At 69.6% G+C, this 14894-nt stretch carries 8 protein-coding genes; 1 reads left to right on the top strand and 7 read right to left on the bottom strand.

Annotated features, from left to right (window positions below; genetic code table 11):
• Positions 1–10: 10 nt before the first annotated feature.
• Genes ACN9M6_RS04210 through ACN9M6_RS04190 form a run of 5 tightly spaced genes read right to left on the bottom strand, consistent with a single transcriptional unit; the run spans position 11 to position 7166 of the window.
• On the bottom strand, positions 11–1780 hold the full coding sequence (locus ACN9M6_RS04210) for an N-acyl-D-amino-acid deacylase family protein (RefSeq protein WP_419161672.1): 1770 nt from the start codon (positions 1778–1780) through the stop codon (positions 11–13).
• Positions 1777–3732, bottom strand: a complete 1956-nt coding sequence (locus ACN9M6_RS04205; protein ID WP_419161671.1) for a prolyl oligopeptidase family serine peptidase — start codon at positions 3730–3732, stop codon at positions 1777–1779. Before ACN9M6_RS04205 ends, ACN9M6_RS04210 begins: the two co-directional genes overlap by 4 nt.
• A 50-nt stretch (positions 3733–3782) precedes the next feature.
• Complete coding sequence (locus ACN9M6_RS04200) at positions 3783–4343, bottom strand: hypothetical protein (protein WP_419161670.1); 561 nt, start codon at positions 4341–4343, stop codon at positions 3783–3785.
• Entirely contained in the window at positions 4340–6160 is a 1821-nt protein-coding gene (locus ACN9M6_RS04195) for a M66 family metalloprotease (protein ID WP_419161669.1), read from the bottom strand. Before ACN9M6_RS04195 ends, ACN9M6_RS04200 begins: the two co-directional genes overlap by 4 nt.
• Position 6161: 1 nt before the next feature.
• A complete protein-coding gene (locus ACN9M6_RS04190; RefSeq protein ID WP_419161668.1) occupies positions 6162–7166 on the bottom strand; it encodes a M14 family zinc carboxypeptidase in 1005 nt (334 codons plus the stop codon).
• A gap of 192 nt (positions 7167–7358) precedes the next feature.
• On the opposite strand from ACN9M6_RS04190, the gene ACN9M6_RS04185 reads away from it, so the two are divergent.
• Positions 7359–7943 carry a hypothetical protein gene (locus ACN9M6_RS04185; RefSeq protein ID WP_419161667.1) on the top strand — a complete coding sequence of 195 codons (585 nt, stop codon included), beginning with the start codon at positions 7359–7361 and terminating at the stop codon, positions 7941–7943.
• An 18-nt stretch (positions 7944–7961) separates the two neighbouring features.
• Here the strand turns inward: ACN9M6_RS04185 and ACN9M6_RS04180 are convergent, their stop codons facing one another.
• Together ACN9M6_RS04180 and ACN9M6_RS04175 are read right to left on the bottom strand one after the other, a co-directional pair.
• On the bottom strand, positions 7962–11543 hold the full coding sequence (locus ACN9M6_RS04180) for a UvrD-helicase domain-containing protein (RefSeq protein ID WP_419161666.1): 3582 nt from the start codon (positions 11541–11543) through the stop codon (positions 7962–7964).
• Entirely contained in the window at positions 11540–14845 is a 3306-nt protein-coding gene (locus tag ACN9M6_RS04175) for a PD-(D/E)XK nuclease family protein (RefSeq protein WP_419161665.1), read from the bottom strand. The genes ACN9M6_RS04180 and ACN9M6_RS04175 overlap by 4 nt, the downstream gene beginning before the upstream one ends.
• Positions 14846–14894: the final 49 nt, after the last annotated feature.

The raw sequence follows: 14894 nt of genomic DNA, 5'->3' as shown, positions 1-14894 counted from the left end.
TCCTGACCGGTCAGTCCGGCATCTGTTCGCTGGTCGTCGCCGTCTTCGATCCCGGACGGCTCAACACCTCCCCCGGGAGCGCGTCCGTCGGCGCACCCTCGTCCACGACGAAAGCGCCGTTGACGAGGACGTGCGTCATGCCCTCCTGGAAGACGAACGGGTTCAGGTACGTCGCTCCGGTGCGGATCGTCTCCGGGTCGAACACGACGACGTCCGCCTTCATGCCGACATCGAGGCGACCGCGGTCCGGCAGGCGCAGAATCCGGGCGGCGAGGCCGGTCAGCGAACGGATGGCGTGCGGAAGCGTGATCGTCCCGCGCGACATCACATGCTCCCGGATCAGGCGGCCGGAGGTGCCGTACTGGCCCGGATGCACGGCCGGGTTGTCCCGGATGTCCGGCCGATCCCCGCCCCGGTCGAGCGTCACCGCCGTGTAGTCCTGCACCATCCACTCGACGATGTCCTCCGTCCCGACCGCCTGGGCCATCCAGAGGACGCCGCCCGGCCGGTCGAACCCGTTCATCTGCAGCCAGATCGCCGTCTCGAACGGCGTCTCACCGCGCTCGGCCGACAGCTCGTACAGCGTCTTCCCGACCAGGGATCGATCCGGAAAGTCGGTGATGAGGAGGTTCTCGGCTCCCCCCTGCCGAATCATCTCGTACTCCGCGTCACGGCGGATCATCGCCCGCGTGGCCGGATCCGCCAGGCGGGCCCGGAGGTTGGCGCGCATGTCCCCGTATTCGACGGGCGGGAAGTCGTCCGCCATGCTCTGCCCCGCGACTTCTCCCTCTATGAGCGCCCAGCGCGGCATCAGCGTGATGTAGGCCGAGTATCCTTCGTAGGAGTGCATGTTGAGGTAGACCGGATGGCCCTCTTCCCACATCCGGTCGATGAGCTGGGTCGTGACCCTGCTCATGCCCCATTCCCGTGGACCCTTGGGATGGATGTGATCGATCATCACCGGAATCCCCGCCTCGCGCCCGATGGTGAGGATCTCCATGATCGCGTCCATCCAGGTCACGTGACGTTGCGTCGGGTGATTCATGTGACTGGGCAGCTGCCACTTCGGATAGCGGCCCTGGCTGCGCATGTGGGCCTGGAAATGCCCGCCGTAGGGAGCCACCTCCTTCGCCAGCTCCAGCACTTCCTGTTCGGAGGAATAGCGCATCGGGTTGTACTCGAGTCCGGTGGAGAGCCCGAAGGCGCCCGCCTCCATACCCTGACGGACGAGCGCCCGCATCTCGTCAAGTTCCGCAGGCGTCGCGTAACGCATGACCTCTTCCGGAGCCGTCTCCATGACCATGTTGCGGATGATCCCGTGCGGGACGAGGAGCGCCAGGTTGAGCGCGGAGCCGGCGGCCTCCAGCAGTTCCCGCTCCCGCTCGAGCGGCCACAGGGGCTCGTCGGCACCGAAGTTGTAGCCGTCGGTGTTGATGACGGCGGTCGTGAACCCCTGGGTCGTATAGTTGGGCAGCGTACCGTAGCCATCGAGGATGTCCGGCTCGATGTGCTCGTGGAGGGCGATGAACCCGGGCGTCACGTACTTCCCCGCCGCGTCCACGACCCGGCCCGCCGACGCTCCGGAAAGGTCGCCAATGGCGGTGATCTCATCCCCGCGGATGCCGACATCGGCGAAGAAGTACGGGTTCCCCGAACCATCGAGGATGCGGCCGTTGCGGATCACGACATCGAACGACTGGGCCGTCAGAGGGACAGCCGCGACGCAGGAGGCCAGGGCGAGCACGGCCACGCCTCGGTGGGCCAGCGCACGAACTCTCATGGGGATGTCTCTTCCCGCAGTCGCAGATTGAGGGTCAGGAACGCGTCCATGCGCTCGAGGATGTCGCGCACCGTCGCCTTGTAACGACGCAGGCTGTGGTCCTCATCGGGGTATTCGATGTACGTAAGGAGGTCACCCTTCCCCGCTCCTCGCATCCGCTCCGCCCAGACCTGCGACTGGCGTGGAGGCACGGCGGCATCTCTCAGTCCCTGCAGGAGCAGCTGCGGGACCTCGACGTTTTCGGCGAAGTTGACCGGAGAGCGGCGGTCGTATTCCTCCGGAATCTCGGCGTAGGGGCCGCCGAACTCGGAGCGCTCCCGACGCGGGGTGCGGCCCGCCGTCCAGTGGCGTCCCGACGCGGCGAACCGGTCATTCGCGAGCAGTCGCCAGTCCGACACCGGCGCCCGGATCACCTGCGCCTGAAACGCCTCCGGGGCCTCCGTGGCGATGACGAGGCTCATGTAGCCGCCGCCCGATCCGCCCCACGTCGCCTTTCGCGTCATGTCCACGTAACCGAGCCCCTCGAGGAAGGGCAGGACGTTCATCACGTCCCGGAACTCGACCCCGCCGTAGTCGGCGATGTGGAGATCGTGGAACCCCTGGCCGAAGCCGCGGCTGCCTCGCGGGTTGGGCGCCACCACCACGAACCCGCGCTGGACCCAGTATTGCCGCATCAGCTCGAACGAGTGGTTCCACTGGCCGGGGTGGCCGTGAAGGCGGACGATGGCCGGATATCTGCGGGACGGATCGAAGTCGCGCGGTCTGTAGAGGAGCGTCGGGATCGGCAGGTTGTCGGGCCCGGGGTAGTAGACCTCCTCCGCCTCGCTCAAGCGATCCGGGTCGATCCGTCCCATCGAGTGCGTGACCTGAGCCGGACTCTCGCTCCGGTCCCCGTCGTTCCAGGCGGTCTTCCAGATGTCCGCGGTGCGCGTGTCCGTCTGCTCGATCCAGGCGAGTTCGTCTCCATCGGGTGAGAAGCGAGGCTGGGAGCGCCGGCCCTTTCCGCTGGTGATCTCGCCCGGCGTCCCCGTCCCATCCGCCGGCGCGACCGCGACCTGATTCGAGAAGCCCGACTCGTCGGAGCGGGTGAAGACGAGCCAGCCCCCTCGCGGGGACCAGGAGATGTCGCCGTGCTCGCGCTCATCGTACGTGATCGGCGTCACTTCGCCGGTCTCGATGTGCGCGACCGCGACCTGGGCCCATCCGCTCCGCCGGTTGATGAACGCGAGCCGCGTCCCGTCCGGGGACCATGTGAAGCTGCCGTTGCCGCCTCCGGCCGCGGGGTCGACGACCGCGCGGCTCTCGGCACCGCCAAGGGTCCGGACCCGGATGTCACCGCCGCTGGAGTAGGCGATGGATCGACCGTCCGGAGAGAAGAGGGGCCCGGTCTCGTTCGCATCGCCGGCCGTGAAGAGACGGGGCCATGCGCGGGGATCGGCGAGATCCCGCAGGAAGATCCGCGGGCCGGCCGGGGTGCGGACCTGGTACGCGAGCGTGCTGCCGTCCGTCGAGAGCGTCGGGGCCGTCTCAATCACCGCGTCGTTGAACGTGACGGGCATCGGCCCGCCGGATCCCGGGGACGTCGGGATGCGCCACAGATTGTCGTAACCCTGGTAGTAGCGGGCGGAAACGAAGACGAGTTCGTCGCCGGCGGGCGACATCCGCAGGTTCTGGGCCGGCTCCGGACGGTTGCCCGGCGGCGGCCAGGCGAGTCGCGTCGGGGCGCCACCCCTCGACGCGACCCGGAAGATCGCGCGCGTGCCGGACTCGTCGGCGTTCGAGGTGTAGTAGAGGTCGTCGCCATCGGGAGACCAGACGAATTCTCCGACCCGGGACACGCTCAACCAGTCGTCGAGCGATTGCGCGAGGGCCGGACCGGCGGACAGGACCGCGACTGCCGCCATCGCATGGAGGAGGAGAGCAGCTCGGGGTGGGCAGTGTAGCAGTTTCATCCGATCCTCCGTGATTCTGAAGCCTGGCAGTCCCGTGGCAACCTCGCCTGCTAGTCGAACTCGAGTCCGATACCCAGATCGACCCCCACCGCAACGGCGTGATCGGCACGCGAGGGCGTGTCTGCGGACAAACGTCGCCAGGACACCCCCGGCCGGACTCGCAGGCGACCGAAGCGAATGCGGATCCCGGCGCCGGCCTCAAGCCCGAAGCCGGCCTCCGGCGCCTCCCCTGCGGTGCCGACCCGCGTCGTGCCGTAAAGGGCACCGGCCCGCCCCCAGAGCCAAGCCCATGACCACTCGGCGCCAAGCGTGGCATGGTTTCCCGTCACAGTCGGTTCGCTCCCGCGACAGAACCCCTCCTCACAGCCGAATGCCGTCCGAACAAACCCGGCCGTGAGGGCGACTTCCGGCCGCAGTTGTCTCGCAACGCGGATTTCGTATGACAACTCCGGCACCCAGTCGAGACCCGCCGCCGTGGAGGTGTGGTTCCCCACCATCAACCCGCCCCTCACCTCCGCAGACATCTGAGCGGCGGCTACACCGCAGGCAAGGACCGATCCGGCTACGCCCAGGGAGACCGCCAGTCCCACCCTTCGTCCTCGCGCTCTCATTCGCGCGGCCCCGATATCCCGCTGCCCGGCAGGCCGTCGCTCACCACGATGTCCAGCCCGACCGCCCACGCGGGCACCCCCGCTCCATCTCGCAGCATGCCGCGGAGGCGACCTGTCGCGGGGTCCGTGACGAGCGCCACCTGACGGCCTCCCGATCGGGGCAGCGCCACCGAACCCTCCGGACCCGAGAGCCGGACGTGATCGAGCCCCCGCGGGCCCTCCCAGGCAGCGTCGTACGGGATCGCGAACACGAACGGCCCCGCGCCGAACTCGAGTTCGTCCGGGGAAAACGCGAGGGAGAACAGGCTTCGACCCCCGGCGTCGAAACCCTCCAGCCGATAGGGCCCTGCTTCGATCGGCAATCTCGGAGTGGCGTCGATGACGAATGCGGGATCGAGCAGGAGTTCCCCCCCGCCGGCGTTCCCCCAGAGCAGCAGCGTCTCCTGCCGACGGTCGATCACGGTGAGGGTCTCCCGCTCCTGGCGGAACTTCATGGCCTTCACAAAGTGGTAGTCGCTGATCCAGCTGGGGTCGCAATACGTCATCAGATCCCAGTACTCGGACGGATCCGCCATTTGCGTGAACCCGCCGCGGGCCTCGTATCCGAACACGCCGATCGACCCGTCCTCGTAGGGGAAGTTCGGGTCGGGACTCAGCGCCACGCCGCAGGGCGCGTGCCTCAACCCCATGTTGTGACCCAGTTCATGGGCGAAGGTTTCGTGATTGATGTTGCCCACGCTGAGCGGTCGGCCGATGTAGCCCAATCCCCGCCACGGGGACTCCGGGGGGACCGCGAATGCACCGTAGTGGTAGGAGCCCGGTGCCTCCGTAATGCGAAGCAGGTCAATCTCCCGCAGAAGCTCGAACCAGCCAGCGGGGCTTGCGAGGTTCGCGGACGTGCGCCAGGGCTCGCGAATCGTGAGGTTCAACTCGCCGATCGGCAGCACGGACCGGAAGAACCTCATCTTGCGGCTCGTGGCGGTCATCCCCTCGACCCAGGTCAGTACCGGCCGGCTGTCCGCGCCCTGATGCACCGGCACGACGGTCAGATCCATGGTCGGGAGGACGCGGACATCAAGGGCCATCCACCCCTCGGCAGGCACACGCCGGGCGCTCCCGGAGGTCGCGGGGACGATGCCGTCCGGATCGAGTTCGACCACCATCCCGACACCGGGCTGCAGGACCCACCCGGGAACCTGCCCGTTGAACGATCGGTCGAGATCTCCCTCGTCGACCGCCAGCGGTATTCGATCCAGCGCCGGGTCCAGTCGCATGCTGTGGATCGGCGCCCCGTTCTCGTAGAACGTGGCCAGGGGGCTCGGCCGGAAGAAGCTGGGCCGATCACCCGTGAGGAAGACCCGCAGGAGCGCCGGACGGCCCGCGATCAGCGGCACCGCGCCGCCGAGCGTCTGCACCGCCTGCGTCAGATGAACGGCAGGGGCGTCGATCTTCAGGATGCGAGGGTTCACGCGCAGCCGGGCCCCGGCAAGCAGCCCCGCAAAGCCCGCCAGCACGCGCACGTCTCGGCCACCCTCCCGGCCCGTGACCTGTCCGGCCGGCCCGAGGGAGGCGACGACCGGGTCGGAGACGGACCACTCCGGCGCCGCCCAGGACGGGACATCGCGGAACTCCGCGCCGCTCTCGTCCAGCACTCGCAGCTGATAGGAGACGGCGTCGCCCTCGAGGACGCTGGTGTCGGCGGGCAGGATCTCCAGCCTCCGGGGGACGCGATCCGGCTGGGACGCGAGATCACCGCACGCGGTCAACACCAGCACCGCGGCAACCGTCCGGACCACCCTGGCTTCGGCTTTCATCATTTCACGTTGTCCCGCCTTCAGATGGCGGGCAACCCGGAGCCCCTGTTTGACGCAGCGCCGCGGCGATGAACGTCCACTGGAGCACCAGCTGATCCCCCACCGGCATGGCAAACAGCCCCTGCGCCGCGGCGGCCCGAGTGACCGCGCCCGGACAGCATCCGGCGGACAGTTCCGCCCTCCACCCGGCGAGCTTCGACCTCCATCGTTCCATGACCGGATCCGGCGGGCCCAGCTTCTCTCCCACACCGGGCAGGATGAAGAGCGGCATCTCGGAAACGATCGTGAGTGTATCGTACCCCCGCGAGCGCACGGTCTCCATGGAACTCGGCCAGAACCGCGACGCGGTCTCGGGATCGCCGAGCCCCTCGAAGTGCGCGGCCATGGATTCGGAGTCGGGTCGTGACGCGAACCCGCGCTCGAAGCGGAAGAAGCCCTTCTCACCCCGCCGCTCGACATCATGGAGCAGGTATCCAAGCTCCGCCACCCGCGCCCGGCAGGCGGCCTTCAGCTCTTCGCAGCAATGCTCCCACGCCCGATCGATAAGGAAGAACGGCCCCGCGGCAAAGCCGGTGCTGTGCAGCGACGCGTGAAGCACGAACGGGCGGTCGCAGCTGTGCCACCAGTCGTACGCCGCACGGTTTTCGGGCCGCGCTCCCGGATCGGCGCGGTGACGCGGGAACCCGAACTCGATGTCATCGCCGGGAAGCTCCCTCACGGCGCCCTGCAGGTACCGGCCCAGGTCGTAGGCGGTCGCGTCCGGATCCTGCCACGTCGCGTTGCGGACCTCCCCGTCGGGGTTGATATGCGGGATGATCCACCACTGATATCGAGTGAGCATGGGATCATCCGTCTCGATCCCTTCCAGGTAGCCCGCGAGGCGACGCAGGAGGCGAGGCCCCACAGGTTCATCCGCGTGGCAGCCGCCGATGAGGCTCACAGCCTCGCGCCCCGTCCCGAAACGGAAACCCCCGATGGGTCGTCCCTCGCCCGATTCACCGAGTCGCAAGCCCCGACTCCCCGGAACGTCCGGGGCCTTCATGATTCCGCTGAAGCGTCTCCTCAACCAGTCTTCGATCGGAAACTTCCCTTCGTTGTTGTCGGGGTTGGGCTCCGTCCTGGGGAACCCTACATTCCGGGCCCCTTCCTCGTCAGATCGGCGAGGAAGGACGATGCTTTCGGACCCGGAGTCCACCTGAAGATGATCGTACAGGTAGTCCCGTCCATGTTTGTGTGGCTGGTTCTCGGCACGTTGGCCGGTTTCCTTCTCGGGTGGGTGATACGTGGCCGGAGGATCTCGGGGCGGGAGCTGACTCTGAAGCGGCAGTACGACAATCAGTTGTCCGCCGTTGACGAGGATGCGAAGCGCGCCCTCGAACGTGCGCGAACCGAGGCGGAGGCGAAGCTGCGCAGGCTCCAGACCGAGCGAGACAGGTTGTACACCCGCCTCTCGAAAGTCGATCCGGCGGGGGGCCTGACTGTCGATCCGATGGCAGCCGGGACCGCCGTCGGGCAACGCGGCCGTCGCCCCCGCAAGCCGCGTCCCGGCTCCACCGAGGCGTCAGCCGGCCGGATGCCCGGCGAGCCGGATGACCTCAAGCTGATCAAGGGGATCGGGCCCGCCTTCGAGTCGCGGCTGCACGCATTGGGATACACGACGTATCGAGATCTCGCCGGATGGAGCGCGGAGGACCTCGATGCGCTCGGCGAGGGCCTGGGGGCCCGGATCCGCCTCGAGGAGTGGTCGGCCCGCGCGGCCGAACTTCATCGCCGGAAGTACGGCTAGCAGCCCTGACCCCAGCGGTCAGAGCGCGAGCACGATTCCCCGGGCCGGCTCTCCGCTCGCCTCCCGGACGGCCGCTGCGTAGCAGGCGACCTGTGCTTCGTATTCTGCCCGCGCCCGCGTCGGATGTCGATCCGTCTTGTAGTCGATGACCGTCCACCGGGGCCCCGAGCCGGTGACCTCGCGAAAGGCAAGGTCGGCGACGCCCTCGACCACGGATGCGGCTCTCCCCGCGTGGAAGACCGTGACCTCCCGCCGGACAGAGCCGGGATCGAATGCCGCGGCGGCCCGAGCCCGCCCGAGCACTTCGTGTCCGAGCGCGCGCGCCGCCAGGGCCCCCGCCGCCGCGACCTCGGCGGCAGGACAGCCCAGCGTTCGGCCCAGAGCGTCTGCCAGCCGCCGCACCGTTTCGGCATCCGCATCCAGGGTCGTCTCCGCGAGGACCCCGTGCACCAGAGTACCGAACCGCTCGCCGCCGGGGCGCTCACTCCCATCCACCTCCTCGATCCGTGGCCGGGGCACGACGACCCACTCGACCTCCACGTCGGGTACGCCCGGAACCCCGGCCTCCGCGGCGGCCTTCGCCACAGCCCGGGCCGTGGTCACCGTCATCGTCTCCTGCCGTCCCTCCCTGAGACTTGCCGCGCGGGCCGCCTGCCATTCCTCGTGAGCCCGGCGCCCCGCTTCTACGTCGAACGTGGGCTGCTCGTCACCCTCGACCTCGAGCAGCCGCTGCTGGCGCTCTCCGGCGAGCGGGTCGACCGCGAGGTCCAGCGCGGCGGGATCCCACCAGACCACGGGCGTCCCGGCCTCGGCGGTGTGGAGGCCGGGCGCCACCGAGCCGGCCGGGGTGGGCCGCTGGTCCCCCTGCCGATCGGGACGATCGAGCACCGATTCGTCCTTGAAGGCCGGGGCTCCCAACCCCTTGGCGGAGGTCGGCGCGCGCCGGGCAGCCGGTGGCGGACACACCGCGGCGTTCAGGGAATCGAGCCACCACTCGTCATCTCCTGCGGGACTCCCGCCCTGGCCGTCACGACCGTCCCCCAGAGCCGGGACCACCAGCAGATCGCGGGCTCGCGTCGACGCCACGTAGGCGACCCGGTCGGCCTCGGCCCTCTCCCGTTCCCGCTCGAGCTCCGAGTTCTCCAGCACATCGAGCGGTGTCGCGCCGCACAGGGCTTGAGCCCACAACCCCTTGGCCGCATCGACGTGGCGCGTCGGGGTCTCGAACGTCGCACCGCACGTCATGTCCGTTAGGATGACGACGGGAAACTCGAGCCCCTTCGCCTTGTGCACGGTCATCATCCGCACACCCTCGGTCCCTTCCTCCACGATTGGCGCCTCCTCGGCCTGGCCGCGCTCCGCCTCGTCCTCGAGGCGGTCGAGGAACGCCCGAAACGAGGGAGCCCCCGTGCGCTCGAACGCACGCGCCCGGTCCACGAGCCGGAGCACATTCGCGAGCGCCTGTTCTCCGGTCGGCCAGATGGCGATGCCGGCGTGGGCTCGGACGGCCGAGAGCAGGCCGAGAATCGTCTCCGGCAGCGGACGCCGGTTCCGGGCGCGATGCAGGTCTCCGATGAGTTTCAGGACCTGGGCCACGGCCTCTAGTTCAGGCTTCAGAGCCGCCACCTGTTCAGCCCTCTCCTCCGTTCCCCATCCGGCGAGCGGGTGCAGCGGGCCTACCTCGACACCGAACTCGAACAGCGCCCGGTCGCCGAGCGAGAACAGCGGGCCGCGCAGCGCCGCGTACACCGACAACCGGTCGTCCGGCCACTCGATGGCTGTAAGCGCGTTGCGGACGGCCAGCACCTCCTCCCGGTCGTAGTACGAGCGCCCGCCGACCAGCACGTGCGGGATCGCCCTGGCTTCGAGCGCGCGCACGTACGGTCTCGTGACGTCGTCCCCCCACGTCTGAAAGCGGCGGAAGAGGAGACAGACGTGCCGCGCCTCGATCGGTACGGGAACCTCCGGGTGTTCCCGATCCGTCACGACCCACCCCGACTCGCGGACCAGCCAGTCGACGAACGCCCCCACCGCGACGGGGAGCGACTCTTCGATGGCCCTCTTCCAGATGGAGCCGTAGCGGCCGTAGGGCCTTGGGACCGGCAGCGCGATGACGGCGGGCTGGGCCTCGAGGTCCTCCCGATAAGGGGCGAGCGGCACATACTCGGCCTGGCTGCCGTCCTCGCTCGCCCTCATCCGCTGCTGGAAGGCTCCGTTCACCGCGGCCTGCAACCGCGGCTGGGATCGGAAGCTCGTGGACAACTGCAGCACCCGGGCGTCGGCCCCGGCCAGGCGGCGCTTTGTCCGCTCGTACAGCATCACGTCCGCCCGGCGGAAACGGTAGATCGACTGCTTCGGGTCGCCGACGACGAACAGCTTGCCCCTGGCGGGTGCGAGAAACTCCGGCCGGATCTCATCCGGATCGTCGCTGCACAGGAGGAGGAGGATCTCGACCTGCAGCGGGTCGGTGTCCTGAAACTCGTCCACGAAGAAATGCGTGAACCGGCGCTGGCAGTGCGCGCGGATCTCCCAGTCATCCCGCAGCAGGTCGCGGGCCCGGATCAGCAGGTCCACGAAATCGAGCCGACCCTCTCGCCGCTTCGCTTCCTCGTAGGCGTGCGTCACCGGCCACAGTTCGTCCCGGAGGTCCGCCGCCAGATCGGCATCCGCGGTGTCGAGGATTCCCTGCAGTTCGGCTCTGACCCCATCCCGGCGCGCGAGAACGTCGGCCTTGGCGAGTCCTCCTCCGAAGTCCCGGGAGCGGAAACCCCGCCATGACCAGCCGCGCCACCGTTCGCGCACGAAGGTGCGAAGCCATGCTTCCAGATGGTCGTAGTCCCGGCCGAGCACGACCTCGCGGAGGTCGAGTTCGCGCACGCGACTTTCGATATGGCGCAGGTTCTTCGTGAGATAGTCGTCCTGGCGGGCGGCCCGCGGGGCAAAAGCTGCGAGTTCCCGGAGGAGGTCGATGGCGCGGTCGAGCTCGGCCGCGCGATCCCACTCCGGCCTCGACCAGGCGGCGTCGAAGTCGCGCTGTTCCACGAGGCTGCCGGCCGCGCGGCGCAACGCGGCGCGGGGCCCGCCGGAATTCCGGGCATAGCCGCGGCGCAGCGCCCTCCGCACGCCCCGCGGCGGATCGGCCAGAGCCCCCTGGAACCAGCGCTCGAAGGCGGCTTCGAGGATGCGACCCGCCTCGTCCTCCGCGGCGACCCGGAACGCCGGATCCACGCCGGCCTCGACCGGCCGTTCCCGCAACAGGTCGGTACAGAAGCCGTGGATGGTCCCGATGTGGGCGAGTTCCAGCTGTTCCAGCGCACGCGAGAGATGTTCCCGCCCTTCCCCGGCCTCCGCGCGCGACCGCGACGCTTCGATTTCGCCCCGCAGCCGGAGCTTCATCTCTCCCGCCGCCTTCTCGGTGAAGGTGACGGCAACGATGTCCTCGAGCGTGCCGCGCCCGCGCCTCAATACCTCCACGATCCGGCCGACGAGCGCGGTGGTCTTGCCGGTCCCGGCGGCCGCTTCGACGAACAGCGTGTCGTCGAGGTCGGTAAGGATCGCATCTCGCGCGTCCTGGTCAGCGAGGCGTTCGCGGCCGCTCACGGATATTCCCGCAGTCGCCGCAGTTCGACGGGCGGGGGCTTTCTCCTCACGCGCCGTTCTTCGTCGGGTCCACACACCTGCCGGTAGTCACACCAGCGGCAGGCCCCCTCGCGCGGCAGCGCCGGGAAACGGCCGGCCTCGAAGGCGCCCCGCACGACCTCGCTCAGGATCGTCGCGGCCTCGACCGCCCGGCCGTCCAGCGGCACCACATGATCACGGAACTCGCCATCCGTCGTGCAGTAGTACAGCCGCCCGGATTCCACCCGGTATTCGGGGAACAGCGTCTGGACGACGAGTCCATACAACACGGGCTGCAGAAGTTCGCCCCCCTGGATCGTCGCCCCCGGTTTCGCGCGGTGGCGTCCCGTCTTGTAGTCCGTCACGCGGAGGACGCCGCCCGGCGTGCGCTCGATCAGGTCGATGGCGCCGCGCATCTTCAAGCCGATCTCCAGGTCGACGGGTTCGAGGACGGAGCGCATATCCCGGTCCGCATCGCGGGGAAGTCCGAAGGAGAGTTCGAACCGCCACGGCTCGAACGGGGTGTCGCCTCGACTCTCGCGATGCAGCCATTCCCGCAGGTCCTGACGGATGGCCTCGATGCCGTCGTCCCAGACCCGGTCGATCGCCGGAACGAGGCGGTCCCTGAAGTCTGCGGCCACCTTGGCGAGCACTTCCTGCAGCCGATCGAGCGCGTGCGAGAGGTTGTCCGGCCCCACGGGGAGCAGCGGCCGGTCCTCCGTACTCTCGGCCTGCAGTCTGGTGAGGAGTTCGAACTGGATCTGATGCACGAGCGAGCCACGCTGCAGCGGGTCGAGGGCGTCGATTCCGATGGGGTCCTCGCGCGGACGCAGGCCCTGGATGGCCTGCAGATAGAACCGGTACGGGCACGCAGCGAAGTGCTGCAGCGCGGTGACCGAGTAGGGGCGCATGGCGGGCGACCGGTTGGCCAGGGCGACGGCCGCCCCCTCCGTGAGCTGAACCAGCCCATCCGCCCACGTCCAGCCGGACACCTCCCAGCGGTAGGCGCGAAAACGGAGGGCCCTCGCGAGGTGCGGGTTCGAGTTGAGCAAGTGCCCGGCGGCCTTCACCGCCCGGTCGCCGCGGAGGCCCAGATCGTCGAGCACCGCGAGGTCGTACTCCGCTTCGTCGATGGCCCGCGTCCGCGACTTGGGCGCTGGCCAGCCGATCCTGGCGTCGGACACCGCCTCGGCCTGTTTGGCCAGCTCCTCGAAGCCCGGCAGCCGTCCTTCCGACGCGCGAACCGCCTCAAGCGCGTAGAAGGAGGGGACCCTGGGTCTCGCCTTCATCGCGTCGATCCGGGGATAGGAGAGGACGACCTGCTCACGCGCCGCACCGACCGCGAGCTTGAACCCCAGCCGCTCGTGCTTCAGGCGGTCGGCGTTCGTCGCGAGTCGGCCGGGCGCGAGCGCGCGTCGCGCCACGTCCAGGAGGATCGGGTCTTCGGCGATCTTGGGCGGGAACAACCGTTCGGCCATACCGGGCACGAACACTACATCGAACGCCAGCCCGCGCGCCGCGTCGATGGGTCCCACGAAGACGCGGCCGTAGCGGTGAGGCGGCGACGGCCCCGTGATCTCCGCCAGCCGGGGCCCGAGAACGCGCAGCACCTCGTCCAGCGTCACGGGACCGACCGGCCCCATCGGCCCCAGTGCGGAGAGCGCCGCGAGCACGTTCCCGGGGTGCCGGAGCGACCGGGTCGCAAGCCCGGTCAGCGCGGTCAGCCAGTCACCCCATCGCGCCTCGGCGGGCAGCTCGGACAGATCGGACAGGAGAGGCAGCGCGTAGCCCCGAAGGCAGGCCAGGTTGGCGAGCGTCTGGTCGACGCGTTCGATGCGGGCATGGTCCGGGTCTTCGGCCTGCAGCGCCGACCGCTTGAGCTCGAGTTCCGACGCGAGACCGTCGAGTCGCCGCTCCCATCGGTCGAGGCCACCCACGACCGAGGCCTCGACGAGCAGTTGTTCCCAGCGCCGCGGCACTCGAAGCGAGCGTCCCGGCACCGGGTCCTCGGCGGCGGGAGGACCCGGCTCCGTCGCCCCTCTACGCGGCGGCGCCCCCGTCGGCGGCGACTCCGGGAGCCCCCCGGCGCCGTCCTCGTCGTGGGGTGCGACCCACCGCTCGTCCTCCGCGGGCGGTCCCGGAGGAGCCCCACCCTCCGTCGCGTCGGGCACCTCTCCGATCGACAGGTATTCCGCGAAACGGAGCGCCGAGTAGTCCTCCGCCCGGCAGCGCAGGAGCGCGATAAAGGCCCGGCCCGCGGGATCGGGTCGCCGCACGCCGGACGCGAGCCAGGCAGGGATCTTCGCTCGCTCCAGAGCCTCCGCCAGATAGGGGCGGTAGTCCTCGGGTTGGCGGAGAAGGATCGCACACCGGTCGAAGGGGGTTCCGGCCTCGGCAAGGGCGATGAGTCGCCTGGCGATCTCGACGGCTTCCCGACCTTCCCCGGGCGCCGAGAACACCGTGATCGCGTCGTCCGGAGCGCACGGAGAAGGAGGCGACCCGAAGAGGTGGGCGTGCAGGCGACCGATGGCGCCGTTCGGGGCGGGAGGCACCGCTGATCCGCCCCGCGGGTGCGCGCCGGCACGCCGGAGCGCATCGATCGTGCGCGGGTCGCCCTCCGTCACCGTGGCCAGCGTCTCGGAACTACGCTCGATGAGGGCCGCCACGAACCGTTGCTCCAGCTCGGTCCATATCCGGGCGTCCAGGATGAGAAGGGGGCACTCCATGCCCGGGTGCGGGAGGTGCGGATCACGAAGAACCTCGGTCGCCGTCTCGAACAGACCGGCACGATCCGTCAGCCCCGCCGCCCGCCATTCCTCCTGCACCGCCTCCGCGAAGGTGGCCAGATCCGGGTCGATTGCAGAGACGTGGGAGGGCGCGACGCCCGCCATGCGGAGCGCATCCAGCGCGCCGCCCATGGCGCGGATGAACCCGGGTGTGTCGGCGACGCCGGCGAGTCGGCCCACGCTCGGCGGATCCAGCTTCATTGAGGCCCGGGCCACGATCGCGTCGCGCGCCGTCGCGTCTCCGACCGCTTTCCCCCGGGCGGCGAGGGGAGCAAGGGCGAGGTCGCGGGCGAGGCGCACCAGCGTCGTACGGCGCCACCCCATCGTCGCGCCAGCCGCGCGCGCCCCTCGCAACAGGAGTTCGTGAGGGCCCACCAGCGTCTCGCCGATGACCGTGACCCCGGCGGTCGGCGACCGCGACTCGAGCCAGCTACGCGCGGCGGCGAGGCGCACGGCAGAGGTCGGGGAGACGATGAACTCGGCGGAAGATGCGGACATGGACACAACGTAGCGCCGCAGACGCAACCCGCCATTAACCCGGGCGTCG

This window comes from Candidatus Palauibacter sp., from assembly GCF_965197445.1.
Lineage (GTDB): Bacteria > Gemmatimonadota > Gemmatimonadetes > Palauibacterales > Palauibacteraceae > Palauibacter.
This window is presented reverse-complemented; position numbering and strand designations above follow the sequence as displayed.

Coding starts and splice junctions, on each gene's coding strand:
- ACN9M6_RS04210 (WP_419161672.1), bottom strand. CDS start 1,780: ATGAGAGTTCGTGCGCTGGCCCACCGAGGCGTGGCCGTGCTCGCCCTG.
- ACN9M6_RS04175 (WP_419161665.1), bottom strand. CDS start 14,845: ATGTCCGCATCTTCCGCCGAGTTCATCGTCTCCCCGACCTCTGCCGTG.
- ACN9M6_RS04200 (WP_419161670.1), bottom strand. CDS start 4,343: ATGAGAGCGCGAGGACGAAGGGTGGGACTGGCGGTCTCCCTGGGCGTA.
- ACN9M6_RS04205 (WP_419161671.1), bottom strand. CDS start 3,732: ATGAAACTGCTACACTGCCCACCCCGAGCTGCTCTCCTCCTCCATGCG.
- ACN9M6_RS04195 (WP_419161669.1), bottom strand. CDS start 6,160: ATGATGAAAGCCGAAGCCAGGGTGGTCCGGACGGTTGCCGCGGTGCTG.
- ACN9M6_RS04185 (WP_419161667.1), top strand. CDS start 7,359: ATGATCGTACAGGTAGTCCCGTCCATGTTTGTGTGGCTGGTTCTCGGC.